General features: G+C 68.9%; 21 protein-coding genes. 19 read left to right on the top strand and 2 right to left on the bottom strand.

Annotated features, from left to right (window positions below):
• The 6 genes from ABD747_RS20910 to ABD747_RS20885 all read left to right on the top strand — a co-directional run.
• A partial coding sequence (locus ABD747_RS20910) for a transposase (protein ID WP_344808257.1) occupies nucleotides 1–338 on the top strand: 338 nt, incomplete at its 5' end.
• A 531-nt stretch (nucleotides 339–869) separates the two neighbouring features.
• Nucleotides 870–1250, top strand: coding sequence for a DUF3349 domain-containing protein (locus ABD747_RS20905; protein ID WP_344808255.1), 381 nt, complete (start codon nucleotides 870–872; stop codon nucleotides 1248–1250).
• Nucleotides 1251–1473: 223 nt separating this feature from the next.
• Nucleotides 1474–1689: a hypothetical protein gene (locus tag ABD747_RS20900; protein ID WP_344808253.1), complete on the top strand. Its 216-nt coding sequence runs from the start codon at nucleotides 1474–1476 to the stop codon at nucleotides 1687–1689.
• Between the two features lie 67 nt (nucleotides 1690–1756).
• A complete protein-coding gene (locus ABD747_RS20895; protein ID WP_344808252.1) occupies nucleotides 1757–2068 on the top strand; it encodes a hypothetical protein in 312 nt (103 codons plus the stop codon).
• The gene (locus ABD747_RS20890; RefSeq protein WP_344808250.1) at nucleotides 2065–2307 is read left to right on the top strand and encodes a hypothetical protein; all 243 of its coding nucleotides are present in this window, start codon (nucleotides 2065–2067) and stop codon (nucleotides 2305–2307) included. The genes ABD747_RS20895 and ABD747_RS20890 overlap by 4 nt, the downstream gene beginning before the upstream one ends.
• A 17-nt stretch (nucleotides 2308–2324) precedes the next feature.
• Complete coding sequence (locus ABD747_RS20885) at nucleotides 2325–2561, top strand: DUF1269 domain-containing protein (protein WP_344808248.1); 237 nt, start codon at nucleotides 2325–2327, stop codon at nucleotides 2559–2561.
• 326 nt (nucleotides 2562–2887) lie between these two features.
• Here the strand turns inward: ABD747_RS20885 and ABD747_RS20880 are convergent, their stop codons facing one another.
• Nucleotides 2888–4990, bottom strand: coding sequence for a sensor histidine kinase (locus tag ABD747_RS20880; RefSeq protein ID WP_344808246.1), 2103 nt, complete (start codon nucleotides 4988–4990; stop codon nucleotides 2888–2890).
• 283 nt (nucleotides 4991–5273) lie between these two features.
• Between ABD747_RS20880 and ABD747_RS20875 the strand changes: the two genes are divergently transcribed.
• The 3 genes from ABD747_RS20875 (at nucleotide 5274) to ABD747_RS20865 (ending at nucleotide 9113) form a co-directional block, all read left to right on the top strand.
• The gene (locus ABD747_RS20875; protein WP_344808244.1) at nucleotides 5274–5891 is read left to right on the top strand and encodes a response regulator transcription factor; all 618 of its coding nucleotides are present in this window, start codon (nucleotides 5274–5276) and stop codon (nucleotides 5889–5891) included.
• Nucleotides 5892–6141: 250 nt separating this feature from the next.
• Nucleotides 6142–6837 (top strand): hypothetical protein, encoded by a 696-nt coding sequence (locus ABD747_RS20870; RefSeq protein WP_344808242.1) that lies wholly within the window; start codon nucleotides 6142–6144, stop codon nucleotides 6835–6837.
• 2 nt (nucleotides 6838–6839) lie between these two features.
• Nucleotides 6840–9113 (top strand): patatin-like phospholipase family protein, encoded by a 2274-nt coding sequence (locus ABD747_RS20865; protein WP_344808240.1) that lies wholly within the window; start codon nucleotides 6840–6842, stop codon nucleotides 9111–9113.
• A 539-nt stretch (nucleotides 9114–9652) separates the two neighbouring features.
• Here the strand turns inward: ABD747_RS20865 and ABD747_RS20860 are convergent.
• Entirely contained in the window at nucleotides 9653–10855 is a 1203-nt protein-coding gene (locus tag ABD747_RS20860; RefSeq protein ID WP_344808238.1) for a LuxR C-terminal-related transcriptional regulator, read from the bottom strand.
• An 18-nt stretch (nucleotides 10856–10873) separates the two neighbouring features.
• Between ABD747_RS20860 and ABD747_RS20855 the strand changes: the two genes are divergently transcribed.
• From ABD747_RS20855 to ABD747_RS20810, 10 genes are all read left to right on the top strand, one after another.
• Complete coding sequence (locus ABD747_RS20855) at nucleotides 10874–11818, top strand: hypothetical protein (RefSeq protein WP_344808237.1); 945 nt, start codon at nucleotides 10874–10876, stop codon at nucleotides 11816–11818.
• A gap of 24 nt (nucleotides 11819–11842) precedes the next feature.
• On the top strand, nucleotides 11843–12253 hold the full coding sequence (locus ABD747_RS20850; protein WP_344808236.1) for a hypothetical protein: 411 nt from the start codon (nucleotides 11843–11845) through the stop codon (nucleotides 12251–12253).
• 350 nt (nucleotides 12254–12603) lie between these two features.
• Nucleotides 12604–13062, top strand: coding sequence for a hypothetical protein (locus ABD747_RS20845; RefSeq protein ID WP_344808234.1), 459 nt, complete (start codon nucleotides 12604–12606; stop codon nucleotides 13060–13062).
• A 27-nt stretch (nucleotides 13063–13089) separates the two neighbouring features.
• Complete coding sequence (locus tag ABD747_RS20840) at nucleotides 13090–13416, top strand: hypothetical protein (RefSeq protein WP_344808233.1); 327 nt, start codon at nucleotides 13090–13092, stop codon at nucleotides 13414–13416.
• A gap of 251 nt (nucleotides 13417–13667) precedes the next feature.
• Nucleotides 13668–14078 (top strand): hypothetical protein, encoded by a 411-nt coding sequence (locus tag ABD747_RS20835; protein WP_344808231.1) that lies wholly within the window; start codon nucleotides 13668–13670, stop codon nucleotides 14076–14078.
• A 919-nt stretch (nucleotides 14079–14997) separates the two neighbouring features.
• A complete protein-coding gene (locus tag ABD747_RS20830; protein WP_344808229.1) occupies nucleotides 14998–16110 on the top strand; it encodes an ABC transporter ATP-binding protein in 1113 nt (370 codons plus the stop codon).
• Nucleotides 16111–17263: 1153 nt separating this feature from the next.
• Nucleotides 17264–17608, top strand: a complete 345-nt coding sequence (locus tag ABD747_RS20825) for a hypothetical protein (protein ID WP_344808227.1) — start codon at nucleotides 17264–17266, stop codon at nucleotides 17606–17608.
• Between the two features lie 619 nt (nucleotides 17609–18227).
• Entirely contained in the window at nucleotides 18228–21026 is a 2799-nt protein-coding gene (locus ABD747_RS20820; protein ID WP_344808225.1) for a type IV secretory system conjugative DNA transfer family protein, read from the top strand.
• Nucleotides 21023–22516 (top strand): hypothetical protein, encoded by a 1494-nt coding sequence (locus tag ABD747_RS20815; protein WP_344808223.1) that lies wholly within the window; start codon nucleotides 21023–21025, stop codon nucleotides 22514–22516. The genes ABD747_RS20820 and ABD747_RS20815 overlap by 4 nt, the downstream gene beginning before the upstream one ends.
• Nucleotides 22517–22562: 46 nt before the next feature.
• Complete coding sequence (locus ABD747_RS20810; RefSeq protein WP_344808221.1) at nucleotides 22563–22718, top strand: hypothetical protein; 156 nt, start codon at nucleotides 22563–22565, stop codon at nucleotides 22716–22718.
• Nucleotides 22719–22779: the final 61 nt, after the last annotated feature.

The following is a 22779-nucleotide window of genomic DNA, read 5'->3' as shown; positions in this document are numbered from 1 at the left end:
ACGTGATCTTGGACAACCTGTCCGCGCACAAGACTCCCGAGATCCGGAAGTGGTTGGCGCACAAGGACCGTCGGCGCTGGCACCTGCACTTCACCCCGACCTCGAGCTCCTGGTTGAACCTGGTCGAGCGCTGGTTCAAGGAACTCACCGATAAACGCCTCCGCCGCGGCGTCTTCACCTCCGTCGAAGACCTCACCGATGCGATCACGACATGGGCCGAGCACTGGAACAGCGACCCCAAACCATTCATCTGGAAAGCCACTGCCGAACAGATCATCCAGAAGGTGTCCAGAGGCCGCAACACCATCCACCAGATCAAATCAACGACGGACCACTAGGCGGCCGCGCACCGCCGCTGCGTGCAGCTGGTCGCGGCCGAGAACGGGAGCCCGAGCCACGGCAAGACGTCAGCGCCGCGACCGTTCGGAGCAGATCTGGTCGCGACCCTCCAGTCAGAGATGCGGGCCTGTAAGGATGACTGACGGCCAGGATCGCGACGCCCGTCGGCCCGGGGCACCGGTTCCACCGTTGGCGCAGCAGATCAGCCGACTGCTTGCCCGGCCACAGATGGCGATGATCTTGTCCCACGTCCCGGCCATCAGCTCCGCTTCGAGGTCCCAGTCCGGTCGAGGTCGCCGTCGCCTTCGCCCGATCGTGAAAGTGCTGATCATGGAGTCCATCGGTGACGTCGAACGCTCGCGCCGGCACCCAGCACGATCACCAGGACGAACATCGCCTTGCTCCCGCGCGACCAGCCCGAGCGAGGTCGTTCACCAAGAGTTCACCGGTGGAGGACGTCCCCTCGACCACCCACCCGTGGTTGGCTGGATTGGACCGGAGCCGGAGTGGCGGCAGGGAAGGGGAGCACGGTGAGTAGTCCAGCGGAGACGATCGACGACGATCCGACACCGGCAGCCGGTGACACCCGGCCATCCCTGCTCCGGCGCATCCTCGACTGGTTGAGCGTCGGCTACCCCACCGGTGTCCCACCCACCGAGCGGGTCGCACTCCTCGCCCTGCTCAACCGAACCCTCACCGAGGCCGAAGTCGCCGAGGTCATCACCCGTCTCACCGCCGAGGGTGGGGAACCGCTCGCCGACGGCGTCATCAGTGAGGACGAGATCCGTCAGTCCGCGACCGATGTGCTTCACGAGGCACCCACCGACGACGACCTCCGCAAGGTGTCGGTCCGACTCGCCGCCGCCGGATGGCCGCTGGAAGGAACGTTCGCGCGACCGGAAGACGGATAGTCCACCGCCAGTCCAGCCTTGAGCTCGGGTGAGTCCGGTGCGAGCTTCGCTGCACGTTCTGTGCTGTGTTCTGGCCGCGGGATACGAGCCCAGGCGCTGACCAGTTCTGCGGGCGCCATCTACCGACGTCGGCAGCCTTCCTCGACAGCTGCGTTCGCTTCGAGGCCGATGAGGGTCATCGAGCGCCGGGAGGATCCGATCCGCCCGGCCAAGCCGGTCGCCGGTGAGCACGGTGTTCGACGTTCAACGAGAGTTCATCGAGATATGGCTGCCGCCGCGCGACGCTCGTGTTTGCCTGATCAGCGTCGAGATCGTGGCGGTGGTGGATGCCGCGGCTGATCGAGGAGGGCCGGGTTCGCTTGATATTCGCCCGAGTCGTCGGCCGCGGACCAAGCAAGGCCGGCATCGTCATCGCCCGGCCTCGCGGCTGCCTGGGTGACCGCTGGAGGGCTTCGTCGATCACCGCTCGCCGTGAGGCGCCGACGACGACGTGGAGGGAGTGATCCGTGGGAGTTGAGCTGGGCGAGACGCTGCTGATGCTGCTTCGCTGGATGCTCGGGCTCGTCGGCGTGTTCGTACCGCTTGTGCTGCTTGCCGGGATCAGTGATCGCGTCTGGGAATGGTGGGACGACCGAGCGTTGAGACGCTATCCCGAGCCAATCACCCTGTCGGCCGAGCCGAACGAGTTGAACAGCTTGCCAACCAGCGATTCGCCAGCGGTGTTCCGTCATGGACGGCGGCGATCCGATCCTCCTGTCACCGGCAAGCTCTGGCAGCCCGTCCAGGTGGGCGACCACGCGACGGAAGGAAACCGATGAGTGACAACAAGAAGGGCGGCGTCGCCGAGGATCTGTATGTGGCCGCCTACAGCGACCCCAGCACAGCCGAGGAGGCGTCGAATGCGTTGAAGGGACTCGCTGCGGACGACGTGATCAAGGTCGGGGCGCTTGCACTGGTCAACCGAGACGGCGACGGCAAGCTCCATGTCAAGGACACCACGAACGAACCCGGCATCGGCGCCGTGATCGGGGCATCGGTGGCGCCCTGGTCGGTCTGATCTTTCCGCCGGCGCTGTTGGCGTCGGCTGCAGTCGGGGCGGGCGTCGGTGCCGGTACCGGTACGGTCATCGATCGGGTGCTCAAGCGGCAGATCAGGTCCGACGTCGAGTGGGCCGTCCCCGTCGGCGGCTCAGGCATCGTCGTGGTCTTCGACGAGCAGGGCGTGAGCGAGGTCGAGAAGGCACTGAGCCGAGCTGACAAGATCTCCCGAAACCATCTCCACGACGACGCCGAAGAGAACGCGACGCACTGAGCCGACCGACCCGTATGCACCGCACATCCACCGTGCGGTGCGGCGAGCGTCTGCGGCGACAGATCCTTGTTCGCTGATCGATTCCAGGTGCGGACCACGTGATGGCGATCGGAGATCAGAACCAGGTTCGCTGAGCCAGATGTTGCGGCGTCTCGAATGACGGGTTGCCCGATGCGACCCACTTCAGAACCCTGCGAGTTGCTCGGTTCCGGTGATCAGGGCCGAGACCCGTGGACGATGTTGCCGTGCGCCTTCAGGTCCGGCGCACCGTCGATAGATCGTCATCGAGATTCGTGCTGATGCCCGATCCCGATTCGCGCACGCGGTCAGCTGGCTAAGTCGAGGACGATAGGCAGTTGAGCGCGGATCCTGGTGCCGGGTGTCAGGGTTTCCGTGATGTATTCCCCGCCGAGTTCTGTGGCGCGTTCGCGCATCGAGACCATGCCGACGCCGGCGATGTTGGAGGCCTTTGGGACGCCGCGGCCGTCATCGCTGACCTGCACAACGAGTGATCCGGGTGAGCGTTCCAGTCGGACATCGATGTGACGGGCGTGGGCGTGTCGGGTCGCGTTGGTGATGGCTTCTTGGCCGATGCGGTAGGCGGCCACCTCGATGGCGGCGGGAAGATCCGTCAGGTCTCCGGATACCTGAATCACGACTTCGGGTGAATCGCACGGGTGGCCGGTGACGCTGAGGTTGGCGTGTTGCCGGAGCGCCGTGTCGAGCCCTCCATGGTCCAGTGCGGGCGGTCTGAGCCCTTCCACGAGGTGCCGGAGATCGCTGAGGGCCGTCTGTTGTAGTTCGCGGAGCTGGTTGAATGTTCGGGCTTGGGTTGGTGGTGCGGTGGGGGCGGCGAGTTCGGTCCGCAGGAGCGCGGCGGCCAGGAGGGGACCGATTCCGTCGTGGATTTCGCGACGGACACGTCTGCGCTCATCCTCGCGTGCGGTGACGGCGCGAGCCAGTGCCTGGCGCAGCGCGTGTTGCAGGCCGACGTTGTAGGCGTGGCTGGCAAGTATCTGTCCGAGAGCGTCGATGAGCCGTTCGTCGTTGTGGCCGAGTGGTTCGAGGCCGGGTCGGACCGCGAGGCTGAGCTGGCCGAGCACGGCGCTGTCAGCCCGCAGCGGGAGGACGAGCTCGGGTCGGTGATGGGTGCCGGCCGCGAGGATCAGCGGTGGCATCCCGGGCATGGTGAGTTCCAGCCGGACGAATGCCAGGCGCAGGGCCTCGCGGAGCGCTTCCAGGGTGGCGGCCAGCCCGTCCTCGTTGCTGCTCGGTGCTCCGCGGGGAGGCGCGAGCGCCGACAGCATCGTGGCGTTGTCGGCCCGGGCGCCGAAGACTTTCCGCTGTAGGACGCGTTCTACTCGACTGATCAGCACACATGCGCCGAAAGCCGTGACGCCGATCGCCGCTGCCGCCCAGGTAGTGGGGATGCCGGTCGGGAGCGGGACGAGCAGTTGCGACCCGCCTACGGCGATCACTACTCCGGTAAGGAGTGTGAGGACTCGCAGGGCCCAGCGGCGAATGATGACGCGCACCTCGAAGAGGTGGTTCCTCACCACGGAGATGGCCAAGGCGACCAGCACCAGCAGGAACATGCCGTACAGCCAGGTCCACGGCACGAGCGGGCGATTGGTGAGGGCGGCGGGGATCTGACCGAGGCCGAGGTAGCAGACGGCGGCGAAGGTGAAGGGCACCAGCACCCACCGCACCGCCCGGCGCTTCTCGTCTCTCGCCAGGTCGCGGTAACCGGTGAGGAGCCCGATCACCATCAACAACGGAACGGTGTAGGCGGCGGCGAGGGAGACCGTGACCAGCCGAGCCAGCCGGGCCAGGCCACTGGTGTGTCCCGGGAGGGTAGCGGTGAGGTAGAGCAGGTGTAGGCCCAGCGGCCCGACGAAGCAGCCCGCGACGACCCAGCGGGGCAGCTGGCGGCGCGGAAGCGAGACCGCCATCAGGAGCAGCGCGCCCCAGAAGAGCGCGTTGGCGGTGTCTCCGATCACGAACGGCCAGAGCCGGTGCGCGGCCAGGTCGACCACCTGCGTGCCGAACGGCCACTCCGTCATGCCGAACGGAAACAGGCAGGCGGCGATGAGGAGGGCTCGGGTGGCCCGCAACCGGGGTCGGACCGCAACCAGGAAGGATCCGAGGGCGAGCAGGCACACCGCCAGCGGCAGCACGCTCGGGTGCTGACCCAGCACCACAGCGGGACGGTATCGATCAAGGACCACGGAGACTTCGGTCAACGGACCGGTGCACTGGCTGCTCGCCGATGTGCCGGACCGGCGGATCTGGTATCGCACGATGTCCCCGACGTGATAAGCGTGGCCGGGCCGGTCGCGGATCAACGCTTCCAGCGGGACCCCGTCGACGGCCACCACGCAGTCACCGACGCGCAGCGGACCGGTGCTGGATGCGAGCTCGTCGACCACAACTCCTCGTTCGGACCACAGGGGTGCGCTCGGGAATGTCACAGTGCCGTCGGCGGGCGACAGTGCGCGGGCCAGGTAGATCCAGCCGAGTGATCCCAGCACGACGGCCACGACGAGCAGCGGCAGACCGGCCCAACGAAGTCCGTGGCTCGACGCGGAAGCCCACACGGTCCGGGACGGCTGACCCATGCGGACAGGCCACCCCCTTTGAGATGCTGACCTCATGGCGTCGGCTGATTGGAGCACACGAGGCGAGCCGGAACCTTCCGCTGACAGGCTACGCGTGGTCGTGGCCGATGATCATCCTGTTTATCGCGACGGTTTGGTCGTCGCACTCTCCGCTGGCGGCTTCGACGTCGTCGGCGAGGCAGCTGACGGCCGCGCGGTTGTCGCGCTGACTCTGGAGCTCCAGCCCGACGTGGTCATCATGGATCTGGACATGCCGGTCGTGGGTGGCGTAGAGGCCAGCCGCCGGATTTCTCACGCCAGCCCGCACGTCGCGATCCTGGTTCTGACGATGCTCGCCGACGACGACTCGGTGTTCGCGGCGCTCAGGGCAGGTGCGCGCGGCTACCTGCTCAAGGGCGCCGGACCCGAGGAGATCGTGCTCGCGGTGCGGTCGGTGGCGGCGGGAAGTGCAATCTTCGGACCGGCCATCGCGCAACGGGTGATGGAGCATTTCGGCGGCGGCCAGTCGGCGGATCCGTTCCCCGCACTCACCGCCCGAGAGCACGAGATCCTGGCCCAGATTGCCGCGGGTCGGAACAACGCCGCGATCGCGGCCCAGCTTGCACTCGCCCCCAAGACGGTACGCAACCACGTCTCCAACATCTTGATCAAACTGCAGGTTTCCGACCGCGCCCAGGCAATGATCCGCGCACGCAACGCCGGCCTGGGTTGACCGGCATCGCGGTGTTCGCCTCCGAAAAGCCCCGGATCGGCTGACGTCATTCTGGGCTCGGGGCGCCAGGCTGACCGGGTCGACGGTCGGACCCCTGGCGGCCGTCCCGGAACGGTCGAGGCGGGCTCCCGGACAGGCCAGGACGGGAGCCCCTGGGTGGCGGGACATTGAGGTTCGAGCCTTGGTAGCACCACCGGCTGGCACCGCCGGCGGTCTTCAGTCAGGGTGCTCACAACGAAAGGACTCCATCATGCTGGGACCCGAGCCTTCGGACCTTCCCGAGCCGCGCGAACCACAGCCGGAACAGACGTTCTTCTACCGCGACGACGAGATCCCCGCCGATGAGGTTGCCGGATTCGCGATCTCGGCGCCATACGCGCGGGACCGCGACGCGGCGCTGGGACAGCTGTTCCGATCGAACGACGAGTTGCTTGACTGGGTCCGCGGCCGGCCTGAGGAGGTCGCCGTCGCCAGGCTGGCGGCTCGCGTGGACCGGGTCCGCGCGCTGCCACGCAATCAGGTCGACAACGACCAGCTGATCGCCCGCCGACGCCGCAGTGTCGAACGGATCATGGACGACATGGCCGAGCTGGCAAGCCAGACCGGTGACGCTGTGGACTCCGCGGAGCTCTTCCACCGGGCCACCCGGCCGGACCATCCACTCGAGGTGCCGGTGTTCGATCCCGTCTCCTGGTTCACCAGCACGAATGCGACGGGGTTCTTGCCGTTCACCAACTGGCTGCCGATGGGCGGCGGGTTCTGGCGCCTGGCCTGGTTCGGGTGGAGCAACCGGCCGCGCTCGTGGCGGTACAGCGGTTGGGTGTGGGCCTTCGACGGCGAGTTCTGGAACGGTGCCTCGGTGCTCACCGGCTGGTTCCCGTTCGGGTACGGCCCGCTGGCCGCCTGGGGCATGGACATGCGGGTTTCGTCGGCGTTGGTGGCCTGATCATGACTGACGCACTCAGCTTGAGCGGTGGCGGCGCGAAGGGCGACTTCCAGGTCGGTGCCCTCCGCCACCTCTACGACCGCGGAATCCGCCCGACGATCATCTGCAGCACCTCCGTCGGCTCCATCAACGCGATCAAGCTCGCGGAGGGCGACGACCCGGCCGACCCGTCCCGCGGCCTCGCCGGTCTGGAACGCCAATGGGAATCGCTGCAGGTGAATGGCGACATGTATGTCGAGGAGGACTGGCTGCGCGACCCGGACATGGACTCCCACGTCCGGGCCGCGCTGACCGGCCGCAGCCACAGCCTCGGCATCACCGCTCCCGTGGGCGTCGACCTCCGCGCCTGGGGGTCCGAACTGGGGTTCCTGGTGGGCAAGCTCATCGACTTGTGGAACCTCGGCGGCATCGGCGGCTTCTTGTGGACCAGCGGCGTGCCCCTGCTGAAGTCGCTTAGTGTGATCGCGAACAAGGCGCGGGCCCTGTACAACATCGGCCCGGTCCGACGCAGGCTCGAGACTGAGCTGAAGTTCGACAAGATCGCCGGCTGGGCGGCCAGCGGGGGACGGCTGAGAATGGGCGCGGTCAGCCTGGAGAGCGGCCGGCTGCGTTACGTCACGGAGACCGGCGGGGTCGTCGAACGTGACGGGACGCCGGTGATGGCGCCCGCCCCGATGCGTCCGGCCTGCGCCGCGATCCAAGCCAACATCAACCAGATCGAGCAGGACATCGTCGATGCGCAGGCTGACCTTGCGGCGGCCACGACCACGAGCCAACGGCAAGCCCTGTCATCGCAGATCCGCAGACTTCAAGCATCGCGGCAGACCGCCATCCGGAACCTGCGCACCTGTCTGAGCAGCCAGCCGCCCTCCACCGTTGCGTTGACGGTCAGCCTGGTCGACGGGGTCATGGCCTCCGCGTCCATTCCCGGCATCTTCCCGCCGGTCACCCTGGCCGATGAGACCTACGTGGACGGCGGGGTGCGGGAACTCCTGCCCGTACAGATGGCCACAGATCTGGGAGCAGACACGATCTACGCGATCAGCGCATTCACCTTCAACGTCTCCCCCCATGGCTCCTACGCATCCGCCAGGCTGGCCGAGATCGTGGCCCGATCGGTCGAAGAGGTCATGTTGAACGAGATCGGCCTCGACGACCTTCGCGTCCAACCCCGGCCCGGCGCTGCCACGCCGACCGTGCACCTGATCGCCCCGGACGTCGAGATCCACGACGTCACCACGATCGACCCCGGATTGATCAAGATCAACCGCGACTACGGCTGGATGCGGGCAGCCGACGTGCTCGACGGAATCGACCAGGCGTCGCGCCGGTGGGCCCTGGCGACCGAGATCGCCATGCTGCGCCGCGACATCTGGGATCTGGAGAATCGCCGATACGGCCACGAAAGCCCCACCAGGCTGGCCGACGGCACACCGCTGCCAGATCCCAGCCTGCAGGGCGACATCGACACCGCGAAGTCCGGGCTGGGTGCGTTGCTCGACCAGCGGTCCGCGGCCGGCGGACCGCTGCCCAGCGACATCCGCGGCTGGACCACCACCTTGGAACTCCACCCATGGGCGCCACCGACGGCGGCCGGCAACACGATGCGCGGCGGTCAAGGACTGCAAGCCGGACAGTCGGTGACCTCATCCAACGGCCTGTACCGGTTCGTGTACCAGACCGACGGAAACCTGGTGCTCTACGGCCCAGGCGGAGCCATCTGGGACTCCACGACGGCAGGGACGCCGACCGGTTTCTGTATCATGCAGACCGACGGCAACCTGGTGATCTACGGCCCCGGCAACGCAGCGCTGTGGGCCAGCAACACCGACGGGAATCCCGGCAGCGAGCTCGTGGTGCAAGACGACGGGAACGTGGTGATCTACCGCGCGAACGGATCGGCCGCCTGGGACACCGGCACGTTCCTACCGATGGGACCAGCTCCAACGGGAGCAGGTCTGGCTGCCGGGGAGACGCTCCTACCGAACGGGTCGATCACCTCACCAAACGGCGTGTACCGGCTGGTCTACCAGGTTGACGGGAACCTGGTCCTGTACGGCCCGGCCGGTCCGGAATGGAGCTCTCAAACCAGCGGGAGCCGTCCCGGCGTGTGCATCATGCAGACCGACGGCAACCTGGTCGTCTACGAGCCGGGCGCCAACCCCGTCTGGGCCTCCAACACCGACGGCAACCCCGGCAGCGGGCTCGCGGTGCAAGACGACGGAAACCTGGTGATCTACCGGCCCGGCGGTGTACCCATCTGGGACATCTTGTAGGCGCCCAGTCCGCGACATGTTGATCAGACGCCGTCACCCGAACAAGTGCGGACTCGCCCCGATCCTGCTCGGCAGTCCGCACTTGTCATGCGCCGAGCATCGATAACCGAGACCGCTGAACTCATTCACGCCTTCGCCATCGGCCCGCGATTGTGTGGTCGGCAAAGATGCCCAAGCGAATCCGGCGCCGGATCCACGACGAGCACCCGACCGCGTCCACCGCGGCCTGATCGGTAGCAGTGCTGGGTCGATCCGACCGTCAAGCCAGGCCGCGGACACTGCGGAAAGGCGAGATCGGTAGCTTGCTGAGGGTCGTCGACGGTGTCTCTGCGCGTCGGGACTTAGCCCGGATCCACCCGCATGTTGTCGAACACCGAAGTCGTCGTCCTCCAGCCCGCCGAGCCGGTCATCCACGTCGAGGCGGGGTGGTAGTCGGCCAACGAACCAATCTCCACTTCGGATTCGATGCCGGGTTCGTCGTCTGTAGCTACCCGGCCCTTCCGGGTCATGGTGCGCGTAGGCGCCCAGGCCGCCGATCGTCACAGCAGGCCGAGGTGCCGGGCACGCTGCACGGCCGCGACACGGTTGTGCACGCCGAGTCTGCGATACGCCGCGCCGAGGTGGTTGCTGACGGTGCGAGGGCTGAGAAACAGCTGTCGGGCGATCTGGCTGTCGGCGAGTCCGGCATCGACCAGGCGCAGCACCTCCAGCTCACGACAGCGCAGCGGGTCGACGCTCGATTGGTCGGTGGCGAGTCCGTTCTCGACTGCCTGCTCCACGGTCCAGCCGCGACCGTTGTCGACGAGCTCCGCGGCCTGTGTACCCAAGGCGTGTCGGGCGGCGTCCAGGCCGCGTTGTCGATATCTGGCGTAGCCGGCGCCGGCAGACGTGCCGAGCCGCTCGTGCGCCGCGGTTGCCGCGCCGTGCACCCCGAGCGCGTCGGCTGCCCGGTTCTCCACGGCCGCCAATCTGGCGAGACCGTCCAGGGCGAACGGGGCCGCGTACGGCAGGGTCGGGATCAGCTGTCGACCCTTGACCAACGCCGCGAACCGAGCCCGGGCGGCGACCGGGTTGCCGTCGTCGCATTCCAGACAGGCCAGGAAGAACTGGGCCCGGATGACCTCGTCGTCGCTTCCTTCGCCGCCGAGAAGGACCAGTGCCTCCTCCAGTCGAGCCCTGGCCTCGACCCTGTGATCCTGGTAGGCCGCGACGATCCCGAGGTAGGCCAAGCTGACGCCGGCGGTGGCTGCGTCGCCGAGACGACGGGCGAGCGCCACACTTTCCTCCAGCAGCTGCCGGGCTCCCGTGGCGTCTCCCACGCTGTTGTGCTGGGCACCGAGGTCACGTGCCGCCCGGGCCAGTCCTGCCTGGTCGCCGGATCGGCGATAGATCGCGACCGCCTCACTGAACCGCGCGCCAGCGGCTGCAGCCTGGGCGGGTCTGGTCTCGTGCCAGGATGTCGCCAGACCGAGGGCGTGCAGCGCGGAGGCCCGGCCGGGAGTCGGCCGGTTCGCGCCGGGGCGCGCGAGCACCGAACGCAAGGCATGTTGCCCTTCCAGGAACGACCCGCTCAACCACCAGAACCGGCCGAGTGCGCCGGCCATCGCCAGTGCCTGTTCTGGATCGTCGCGATTCGCGAGCCGGTTGAGTGCTGACGACAGGTTGTCTCGCTCGGGCGAGAGTCGGTGAGTCCAGCGGCCCTGGTCGCGGCCGTCGAGACCGACCTCCGCGGCTGCCGCCACGGCCGCGAAGTGTCGTGCGTGACGATCGCGGGCGGCCGCCACCCGTGCCGCCGACTGCTGCTCGACGATGCGGCGGACGGTGCCGGGCAAGTCGAGTCGGTCGGCTGGTGTGGAAAGGGGGCCGGTTTGGCCCGAGTGTTTGTTCGACGGATCGCGGGGCGGGATGTTGTCGACGACCAGTCCTGCCGCGCACAGTTCGGCCAAGCTTTCGGGCAGGGTCGGCCGAAGATTCTCCGGGCAGGTTGCTTCGGCGTCGGCGCCGGTGAAACCGCCCCGGAAGGCTGCGAGCGTGGACAAGGTTTCGACAGCGGCGGGCGGCAGCCGTCGATAGGACCGGTCGAGGGCCGACACATCGTCCGATCCTCGAGGCGGCTCGGCTATGACGATCTCATGCTCGAGTGCCAGTGGGCGAGGCGTGATGGCGAGCACGCGTACTCCCGGACAGCAGCGACACAGCGCGGCCAGCAGAGACTCACAGACCGCATGCAGCTGGGTGGCGCCGACCAGAATCAGCAGGGTCTGCCGGTGGCGCAGATGCTCGATCAGGACCTGCTCGGTCGGTCGGCTCGGACTGGTCGGGGCACCAGCCGCCACAGCGACCCGCTCAGCGCCTGCCCGGCCCGCTACCCAACGCAGATCCACCCAGCACCGATCATCCGGCAGGGCGTGGTCCGGCCGGCTCACCAGTCCAGCCACCGCGCCGGCGACCGTCTCCACATCATTGGCACAGATCAGGCTGACCAACGGATGCCGGCGGACAGCGTCGGCGAGCCGATCGAAGCGACAGACATCGTCCACAAGGCAAAGGAGGCATCGGCCGTTGCGCACGGACAGTCTCCCGGCACCTTGCCGGTCGTGCCGGCAGTGAGTATTTCTACTCATCGCGGCGGCGGAGACGTCACCGCCGTCGGTCCGACCGCTCCTTCCGTCCGTACCTGCGACGGTCGCAGGCAGAGCCGCTGAACGCGGCGGAGGAAGGGAGCCACCATGGCCAAGATCAAGAACGTCGAACTTCGGGTCGAGTTCGATGCCGTCCACGAGGACGACATCACGGTGACGGTCGACTACGACATCGAGTTCAGCCAGCTCGACAAGGTCGCGAAGGTCGTCTATCACGAGACCTGCGTGCTGGTCGGCGTCGACACCGCAGGCAGCGGAGACATCGGGAACGGCGGCGACGACATCCTGGCGACCATGGTCGACCGGGTCACCACCGCCGGGCTGGACACGGTCATCCACCGCGCGGCCAGCAAAGTCCTGAAGCGGCGGGTACTCAACGAGGATCCCTCACCGTTGCAACCCCGAGACGAACTGCGTGCCGAGGTGCGGATGGAGGATCAGGCCGGCCAGGTGGCCGCCGCCACCGGCCGAAGCGCGATCCTCGCCGACCGGTTCTGATATGTAGTGACTCTTTGTCAAGGGCAGGGTGAGGCGCCCGTCCCCGTTCAGGGGCGGGCGCCTCGACGACGTCAGGCCCGGGCAAGGGAGCGATCGTGCACCGCGGGAACGGTGGCAGCGGGACGTGCCTCCGGACCGGCGGGAGGCCGCGATCCGGGACTTCACCGTGGGCACGATCTTCGCCGCCGGCGCGATGGGGGTGCTCGCCGAGCACTGCCCCGATCCGGGCCCTGCGGTGAACGCGTTCGTGATCGTGCTCGACCCGGCCCGCACGTTCGGGGTGGAACCCGCCCTGGAGCGGCTGTTCGCCGTCGCCGAAGGGCAACCCGGACGCTCTGATCGCCGGGGCGGTGTCGTGGAGCGCGATCGGCGGCCGGGATCCGCTGGTCAAGCTGAAACTCCGGCTGACCCAGCCGGTGAGGGCCCGGGTCGAGTTCTTGCTGCTGGCCGACAGCTACACCGCGATGTGGCCGGCGGTGACCCGCAACCACGTCCTCGCGCTCGCCCTGTCCGACCGGCTGCCCGCACCGGACGGTGGCGGGACGGAGTTGTCGCAGGTGCTGGCCCGGTCAGTGATCATCCCGACCGAGCCGTGGGTCACGATCGCCGAACTGATCAAGGTCCAGGGTTGGACAGAACCGGCACCGGCGCCGCCGGTGACCCTGGTCCGGGACCTGCAGAACGCTGGGTCCGACAACGTCGCCTACTGGCTGTTCCTGGGTCACACCAGCCGGGCCCACACCAGTGACGGGACCGGCGTCCAGGCGGTCGTGGCGTGGATGCACAGCGGCGTGGCGGTGGATGTTTAGGATCCGGCCGGTCGGGCGCGGGACGGGTTGGTCGACTACTGGGTGCAGCGCGGCCCGTTCCGCAGCGGACCGGGCGATCTGCTCGAGCCGGCTGACGGCTGGTCCGCCACCCTCGACGAGCACACCGGCAGCCGCACCGTTGCTAACGCCGGCGGGGACGTTGCGCTGACCGGCTGGTTTGACCCGGCCCGCGATGCCGACTGGGTCAATACTGTGCGTGACACCGGTGAGCTGGTGGTGCTGACCGGCCGGGTCGCCCCAGAGGGCGGCACCATCACCGCCGAGTCGCTGCAGGCGGCGGTGGACAGCGATGACGTCGCCCGCGGCACGATCACCCGGATCACCATCCGCTGACCCCTCCACCGATCACTCCGAGCAGGCCTGGCCCAACCATCAAGAACCGCTGCATGCGCCCTGGACGGGGTGTCAGAGAGGACGAGGTGTGATGGACGAAGCCGAGGACCGGTCGTTGCCGCAGGTGGGTATGCGGTGGTCGACCGCGGAAGATGACCGCCTGTTCGAAGCGGTCCGGGTCGGGATCCCGGTCGACGCGCTGGTCGCCGAGTTCGGCCGCAGCAAGGGTGCCCTGGTCTCCCGCGTGGAGGGTGCTGCCGGTCGACCACCCGGCCAAACAGGACGGCGACGCGATCGCCGGGCTGCACCAGGTCCTGCTTGACGAGCCGGACTACCGGCCGCCGCTCAGTGTCCGCGAACAGCTGCGCCAGCAGCGCATTCAGCAGCACCAGTCTCAGTACCGGCCGCCCCAGCCTGGGGCCAGGTCGGGCCCGACCACAGCCCGACCCGCACCCTTCCGGGCAATCCGCCTTCCGGGCAATCCGCATGCCAGCGCGGCGGCGTTCGTCCACGACGTGTCCTACCCCGCAGCAGCGTTGCGGGAGGCACTCCTCGCGGTCGCGTTCGAACTCCGAACCGCGAACCTGATCGCCGCCGCGAACAGCCAGCGAGGACTCGACCGGGAGGTCGAGAAGCTGCTCGGAGACAACGATCCGGACTGAATCGAACCCTCGTTGGTGCCAAGGGGTGAACCAGTCTGCCCGGCCACCGTAGCCAGCTCCCCGGGTAAAGGCGTGCAGACCCGGGCTGCCCAACACTCGATGAGTGGCAGCACGGCTCGGCGACGCGGCAGTCCCGTTTCATGGTTTGACCCGGCGCGTACTCTGCCGGGGGAGAGGCCGGTGGGTAAGCGTGTCTGAGGACGAGTGCATTCACGGTATGACGCGGGCCTGGTGTTCGGTATGTCGCAGCCCCGACACGGGGCCGCCTCAGGGCGCGGCTCCTGTTCCGTACGGTGGCCGTTCGCGGCAGTTGTTGATGAACGAGTTGTGTGATCTGCTCGATGTGCCTCGGTATCAGCCCGTTCCGGGGAGCAACCCTTCGCGCGTGTTTTCCGCCGCCGCCGTTCGGGCCGACGTGGCGTCCGGGTCGATGTCGGGGGTCGGGGAGGCGATCGCCACCAAGGCCGGCCTGGTGTGGGGCCCGGAGTGTGTCAACCGACGCCGGCACCAGCCGGGGACTGTGGTGAGTCGCGAGGGTGTGGGCATGATCGTGCAGGCGTTGAACATCTTGGCTATGCGCGCCGCGCACGGTTCGCGACGTCGCCGATAAGGGTGCGGCGCCGGGTCGAGCCAAGCCAGCGTGCACGGCCTCGAGTCGTGGTGTGCCAGCCGTTGACAGCGCCACAACCGTTGACACCGCCACTCGAGTGGTTGCTTGAGGGGTTAGCGGGTTACCGGGAGTCCGTGGATCGGCACGCTCTGGTTCAGCTCTGCGTGGCGGGGTATGCGGTGCCCGTTGGCGTGTCGCTCCTCGCCGTGGGTAGCCGTCAACGGCGGCCTCGCCGTTAAACAGTCAGCGGCGAGGCTCGTCCACTACGGATCGTCGGGCACGTACCTGCCCGTGGAAAGGAAGTGTGGCGTGGCCACAGTCAGTTTCAAGGACGCGACTCGCGTCTACCCGGGTGCAGATCACCCCTCCGTCGACAAGCTGAATCTCGACATCGGCGACGGTGAGTTCATGGTCCTGGTCGGGCCGTCCGGTTGCGGCAAGTCCACTTCGCTCCGCATGCTCGCGGGCCTGGAGGAGGTCAACGCCGGCAGCATCCTGATCGGCGATCGGGACGTCACCGATCTCCCGCCGAAGGATCGCGACATCGCGATGGTGTTCCAGAACTACGCCCTGTATCCCCACATGACCGTGGGCGACAACATGGGCTTCGCGCTGAAGATGGCCGGCGTGCCCAAGGCCGAGCGTCAGCAGCGCGTGCAGGAGGCCGCCCACCTGCTCGGCCTGGAGGACTTCCTCAACCGCAAGCCGAAGGCGCTCTCCGGCGGCCAGCGGCAGCGCGTCGCCATGGGTCGTGCGATCGTTCGTTCGCCCCAGGTCTTCTTGATGGACGAGCCGCTGTCCAACCTCGACGCCAAGCTCCGGGTTTCCACCCGCACCCAGATCGCCGCGCTGCAGACCCGGCTCGGCGTCACCACCGTCTACGTCACCCACGACCAGGTCGAGGCCATGACGATGGGCGACCGGGTCGCCGTGCTCAAGGACGGGGTGCTGCAGCAGTGCGATACGCCGCTGAATCTGTACGACAGCCCCCGCAACCTGTTCGTCGCCGGCTTCATCGGCTCTCCGGCCATGAACCTGATGGAAGGCGATGTTGCCGAGGACGGCATCCACATCGGCGACTACGTCGTGCCGGTGCCCCGCGACATTCTCGCCCGGGCCGTGAACGAGAAACGTCTCGTGCTGGGCATCCGTCCCGAGAACTTCGCTCTTGGTGACGGCAACGACGGTATCGGCATCGACGTCGCCGTCGTGGAGGAGCTCGGCGCGGACGCGTACGTGTACGGCACCGTCGCCGGGCTGGCCGAGGACGACAAGCTGACCGCTCAACAGATCACCGCTCGGATCTCGTCCCGCAACCCACCCGAGCGAGGGTCGACGATACGACTACGGATCGATCCCGAGCATGTGCACGTATTCTCCGAAGCCGACGGCCGTCGCCTATCCGATAGCTACGCCCGATAAGTAAGCGTCGACGGCGGGGTTCGCTGCGACGCCGCGGGGGCCCCGCCGCCCTGACTTCCCGGTGCCCGGTCGACCTTTATGAGCGAACCACGACGGAACCACTAGGTTGCCATGCCACGAAGCCGTAGAGCCCACATCGCGACTGATGATCTCGAGCAAGCACTTGACTATCTCGATGGGCTGATGGTCATCCTCGAGGCGTTCGACCGGACACGACGCGGACGCGACAGCGCTGACGGCTTGTTGCTGAGCTTGGAGAACATGGACAGCCAAGGAGGCAATTGGATGCCGTTGCGGTACCAGACCGGTGCCGGGACGGGATGGCGTGAGGTCGCCGCCAACGTCGCCGATCTACGCCGCCGGCTGCTGGAGGGCTACGCCGAGGCCGCGCTCTAGAATCAGCAGTGTCCTAGGGTTCAAGCTGGAGAGCCAGCGGGCCGAGGGCTGCGACCGCGCCCGAGAGTCGGCCCCTATGAGCGCTTAGAAGTCGACCTCGCTTCAATGTTGCCATTGAGGGACAGCATCGTCCTGCTAGAAGATCCGCAGACTCCGGTGTTGGGTGATCATCTTGTGTGTGCTGCGGGGCCGGGCCCCGGCGTCGCGGCTTCATCGGGATCGGAAGACTCTGAGGCGACGGCATTGCGTCGGCGTGGATGGGCCGATGGCTGCCTGATGGGCCCGCCACGATAAGGTCACGGTCCGGATCGTCGGGCACGCCGCGATGGTGGTCCTGGCGCACGGAATCTCGATGGTTGTCTGTCAGGAGTGGGCTAACGACAGAGCCAGCTCTTCCGACTCCGTGGGAGCCACGCTAGGACTCTGCCGTCATCGCCGTCTATCGAGCCGTCAGCCAATGGCTGCGCATCACATCTGTCTGTTCTGCGGCACGGGTGTTTCGCTGTCGCGATTCATCATCGACCTGACACCCCGTCGAAATGGAGCCTGGGTCAAGTCGCGGATTCCTCAGCTGGGGCTATCGGTTTTGGTGATGCCGCCCACGCTCCACCCTCGCTACCATCGCCAGATTACTTGAAGAACCAGGGTCATGCTTGCGTCTACCTCAGCTCGTTTGTCTTCCCAACCGGCGCCGACAAGCCGTCGGTTATTGGCGTCCGAATGCCGTTTCTGGCTCGGTGAGCAAAGCAGGGGAGGGTTGGGTCACCAGACCGGCCGCGGACCACGCGTTGTGGTTGTCAGCTATGCGCTGACTGACGATCAGGTCATCTTTCGGATACCCGAGTACAACGAGATCCGCCAGTACGCGTGCGGACGCCGGATCACATTGAACGTCAGCTGGGCGAGCGAGGGGGTCCGCACCGAGGTTGTTGTGGCCGGTGTCGGTTTCCTTCCAGAAAACGAGGCGGAACTCTTGGCGTCGGTGGACCTCGTCGATGAGTGGCCATCGGGCATATCAACGCACGTGCTATGTCTCGACCTCGCGGTCATCGAGGGCACTCAATCCGCTCCTTTCGACGTTGTCGGCGCCGATGGAGGCTGATCAGCGAGGCCCTGGCCGAATGACGAGCTCGACGCCCGAATGGGGCGGGTTGGACAGAACAGGATTGGACAGAACCCGGGAGCGTTGGTTCGGACGGCATCGAGGCTCGGACTCGATCAGGTCCGTCGGCGCAGACCCAGCTGCTGACGCCCAGGCCACCGCCCGAGTCGCCGAGGGCGTTGAACCGCTGAGCGGGGGATCCCTGGCGAGGATCAATGCCGGTCAGCGTTGGTGGAGCATCGCACCTTGCTCACCGACCGATCGAAGGACCGCGCGTCGATCGCCGTACCTGTGCGCGATTTGATCGGGGGGTGTTGAGATGCTTCGCCTGATCGCCGCCCACCACCCAGACAGGGCGGACCCAAGCCGTCGAAACGGTCCACGCGCCCTTATGCGGGTGCCAGAGAGGATGTTGTTGTGGACGTAGCCGAGTGTCGACGGCATCTGAAAACTGAACAGGGCGCGGCATCTGAAATCTGACCAGCTTCTCGATGAGTCTGGCTCGAGTCGAGCCAGGCCATGGTGATCGCGGAGCGGATCGGGTGGACCCGGTCGATCCGGGTGTTGTCGGGACGGGTGGCCGAGTTGCGCTGCCGCAGTCCGCCGCATGGGTAGCGGTGTGCGAAACGTCATGGGCAGCCGCCGACGGTCCCTGCGCCGCACCTGGCGGATGCAGCGGGTCGAGGCGATCGACGCCAACCCGCGCACCTTCGAGCAGCGTGCCGCCGCCTTCGCCGCCGCGGTGCCGGACGGCGGGGCCGTGACGCTGGTGGTGTCGCGCACCGCGTCCGGCGGTGTCGTGTCGCAGCTGACCGGACCGGCCAGGCTGGGCGACACCGGCGCGGTCGCGCTGGCGCAGGCCGTCGGTGCGAAAGCGGTCCAGCTCGCCGCCTGTCAACCTGGCGCCTCTTTGCTGCGCGACACGCGGGATGACGACGCCGCTTCGGGGGCGGGTCTGGTCGCCGACCGGCACGGCCTGGTGTTGCCGCGGGCCCACGTGGTCGGCTGGTGCGAGCGGGACCCGGACGCACCACCGGCGCACGCCGTGCAGGCCGGTGCCAACCCGGCCGAAGTGGCCCGGCTGCTGGCCGGGTCGCTGCGGCCCGGGCAGTGGGTGGCGGTGTGCCTGCGGCCGCCGCGGAACGTCGAACGGCGGGCGTGGCGGCGTTGGCTGGTGCACCGTCTCGGCACCCAGAATCCGGTGCACCACTCGGCAGGGTCCCGGCCGCTGGCGGTGTCCCTGCTCGCCGGCGGCCCGGACGTCGCGGCGGTGACGGCGTTGCTGGAGCAGACGGTCGCCTCGCTGCCCGGGTTCGACCTGTCGGTGCGGGTCCGGGCCGGGCGGCTGCCGTGGGTCCGGCTGACCGGCACCGTGCTGCCGGCGCTCGCCGTCGGCGCGTTCGCTGCCGCCGCCGCGACGGCAGGGTTCGCGGGCAGGATCCGCGCCGGGCTGCAGGCCCTGCTGGCCAGCGGTCGGGACACCGGGCACGGGGTGCTGGCCGGCACCGCCGGTCTGCTGGGGGCGCCGACCGTGCTCACCTGCGTTCCGGTGGCTCTCGCGCTGGTTTCCGCCGCGATCCTGATCGCGAGGCTGCGGGGACACGGGTCGTCGTGGCCGGTGCTGGCCGCGCGCGCCCTGGACGGCGTGTTCCCCGACCCGCCACGGCACAGGGGCCCGGTCCGGCCGCCGCACCGGGAGCAGCCGCCGGACGCCGACGGCCGGGGCGGACGGAACCAGTTCGACGGCGACTACCCGCTGCACCCGGCGGCGTTCCTGGTCGGCCCGGCCGTGGTGGCCGCGGTCGTCGCCCCCCAGTCGGGCGCCCTGTCCGGGTCGGCGGAGACCCGGGACCGGGGTGTGCCGCCGGCGGTGCTGGCCGACATCGGCCCGGTGATCGGGCACGCCGGCCCGGGCGGCGGGCATCCCGGGCCCGACGGGCCGGACCACGCCCTGGTGCACCTGTCGGCGGCCGACATGGGCTTCGGGGTGGCGATCACCGGCGGCCCGGGGTTCGGCAAGACGAAGCTCCTGACCGGGCTGTGGCTGGCGTCGGTGCTGGACCGGGCCCAGCCGTCCGGCCGACCCGGCTGGCCGGGGAGGGACAACACGATGGTCGCGTTCGACACGAAAGGCGACGAGGTGGACCGGATGCGGTCCTGGGCGGCGCTGGCCGGCGACCGGTTGGACGTGGTGAGCGTCGCCGACCCGGCCGGGCTCGCCATCGACATGTTCGCCCGGCACACCGACCCGGTGCGGGCGGCGGTCGGGTTCGTCGACGCCATGGTGTACGCGTTCGAGGACGGGTCGATCATGGCCCGGTCGCAGGAGACCCTGACCGCCGTCTTCGCCGGGGCGCTGGCCGCCGACGCCGAGACCTGCGCCCGGGTGCCGGAGCTCGGCCCGGTGCGGCACCCGGTCCGGCTGGCGCACGTGTTGTGCGGCGGGGCGGGGGAGACCCTGGCGAAGGAGCTGTTCGGGGCGCTGCGCAGCGAGGCCGCGCGGACCGCGGACCCGGCCCGGCTGGCGGCGGTGGAGAAGCTCAAGATCATCTTCGAGCCGTTCACGTCGTCGGCGTTCCGGACCGCCACCGAGGCCGCCCGGAACAAGCTGGACGCGCTCGCCAAGCTCGGCTCGTGGTGGGACGAGGACCGTCCGCGGATCGGCTGGGACGAGATCATCACCGGCCACCGCAGCGTCGTCGTCGACACCGGCGCCGGGTCGTGTCCCACGGCCGGCGGGGGCGGCGGGCTGCTGGACGAGCGGTCCGGCCACCTGCTCGCCGGGATGCTGATGTTCGGCCTGTGGACCGCGGCGAAACGGCTCTGCTCCGGCTGGCGGGACCGGGACCGGTGGCTGAGCGTGTTCTCCGACGAGCTCGCCGTGCAGGCCGCCAGCTCCGCCGAGCCGATCGCCTGGCTCCGCGACCAGGGCCGTTCCTACGGGGTGCGGCTGCACCTTGCCACGCAGCGCACCGAGCAGCTGCCGGCGCAGGTCCGCGACGTCTTCCTCACGTTTCCGAACCTGATCTCCTTCCGGCAGGAGTCGGTGCCGGCGGCCCGCTCGGTCGCCGAGCAGCTGTCCCAGGGCGAGGACACCTACAGCGCCGACGACATCCGCAACCTCGCCCCGTTCACCGCTGTCTGCCGGCTCGACGTGAACCGGCGGCTGCTGCCGTCGTTCAGCTGCTCAGTCCACCACTTCGACGCCGACCCGGAGGAGACCGTGCGCCTGCTCGGCTACACCCCGCAGGCCCCCCGTGCTGATCATGCCCGTGCTGATCATGCCGGTGCTGATCATGGCGGTGCTGGTCATGCCGGTCTTGATCATCCCGGGCGTGGCCGAACCGGCGATGATCATCGGGTGGACGTCGCCCAGCACGGGCCGGCCGTGTTCGAGGACGACGGGATCGAGCTGTGACCGGGCCGGCGACGGCGCCCGGGCGCGGGCGGCCGTTCGGGGACTGGACACCCAGCCGCGGCGGCACCGACCTGCCGCCGGCCGACCTGGCCCCAGCCGACAGCCGCCGGGCCGACCGGTTCAGGTCCCGCTGCCCGCACCCGGAGGTGACCTGCCCGAACCGGTTCGACCCGTACTGGGACGCGCTGTGGGGACGCTCGTCGAGCCTGTCATGGATGACCGCCGACACCGTCGACGCGCAGCAGCGGGCCGGGCTGGTGTCGATGTCGCGGCGGATGTCGCGGCCCGGGTCAGAGGCCCGCCGGCTGGCGTTGAAGCCGGAAGGCTGGCAGCGCCGGCTGCGGCTGCTCGGCGCCGCCGGCTTCTGGCGGACCCTGTCGGCGGAGCAGGCCGCCGCGGTCACCGGCGACCTGACCGTGCTCGACTTCGAGCGGCAGGTCCCGTTCACCCTGTACCGGGCCGGGCTGATCGACGTGGGCGCGTTCAACGGCGTGCTCCGCCAGAGCAAGTACCCGCAGCCGCGGACCGTCGTCTACCGGCCCAGCAACACGACCGTGTTCGACAAGCACCTCGCCCCGCACCTGACCTGGCCGGAGTGGGTGAGCGTCACCGGCGGCCGGCCGTGGAGCGCCGCCTCCCAGTTCGACCGGCACAACCTGCTGGCCGCCGAGCTCGGGCTGCGGCTGCAGGAGTACGCAGACGATGTCGGCGCCGTGGTCGGGGAGAACCTGTCCACGATCGACCTGCTCGCCGGCTCCGGGCTGGGCCGCGCCCTCCCGGACGCCGACAACCGCGCCGCCGACCTCACCCTGATCCGCAACGACGGGTTGCGCGTCGCGGTCGAGATCACCGCCACCACCACCGGCACGTTCAAGTCGAAGGTGGAGCGCTGGTGCCGGCTGCTGGCCGACCTGCCGCTCGAGGACTCCGGCCTGGTCGTCGTGTTCGTCGTCGCCGACCCGGTCGAGCGGCACGGCGCCGGCGGCAAGGCGACCCGGGCGGCGGCGGGCACGATCATCAACCAGATGACCCGCCGCTACCCGGGCTGGGTCGGGAACCGGGTCGCCGAGCGGATCGGCATCGCCGATTGGCGCGAATGGTTCCCCGGCCGCCACCAGCTGTCCGGGAACTTCCTCGACCTGCGCTGCCTCACCCCCAGCGGACCCCCGGACGCCCTGTGGCAGGAACACCGCTGGCTGGCCCGCGACCCCGGCACCGGCGGCTTCGCGACCGGGTTCGATCCGGCCCGCGACCGGGCCGACTTCACCGCAGTCATCGACAACGTCCAGTCCCTGGTCGGGGTGCCGCACTGGGCCCGGGACCCCGAGCGGGGTGTCCGGATGTGGCAGGTCATGATCGCCGAACGCGGACACGACCACTTCCCGATCCCGGTGTCGGCCCGGCCCGACCGGCTGAAAGGCCCCGGCTTCGGCGTCCCCGCCGGCGCGGCCTCGGCACCGCTGCCGCCGGCCCGGCTCCGCGGCCTGTGACCGGCCGGTCGCGGCCTGGCCGCCGTGGACACCCGAGGAGCTGCCGGTGAACGACCCGGTCGACGAACGTCGCGGCGACCTGGGTCGGCGCCGGGCCGAGGTCGGTGCGTGGTTCTCCCACGGGCCGGGCGGGATCGCCGTGATCGCCCTGGCCGTCATCCTGGCGGTCATGCTCACGCTGACTGCGGTCGGCTGGCTCTGACCGCCGGCCACCGACACCCCGTCCGTCGACAGGCGATGCACCGAAGTGCGGCCCTGGGCTG

Origin of the sequence: Microlunatus ginsengisoli, assembly GCF_039537205.1 — a bacterium.
Taxonomy (GTDB): Bacteria; Actinomycetota; Actinomycetes; order Propionibacteriales; family Propionibacteriaceae; genus Microlunatus; species Microlunatus ginsengisoli.
This window is presented reverse-complemented; position numbering and strand designations above follow the sequence as displayed.

Coding starts and splice junctions, on each gene's coding strand:
- ABD747_RS20890 (WP_344808250.1), top strand. CDS start 2,065: ATGAGTGACAACAAGAAGGGCGGCGTCGCCGAGGATCTGTATGTGGCC.
- ABD747_RS20865 (WP_344808240.1), top strand. CDS start 6,840: ATGACTGACGCACTCAGCTTGAGCGGTGGCGGCGCGAAGGGCGACTTC.
- ABD747_RS20850 (WP_344808236.1), top strand. CDS start 11,843: ATGGCCAAGATCAAGAACGTCGAACTTCGGGTCGAGTTCGATGCCGTC.
- ABD747_RS20870 (WP_344808242.1), top strand. CDS start 6,142: ATGCTGGGACCCGAGCCTTCGGACCTTCCCGAGCCGCGCGAACCACAG.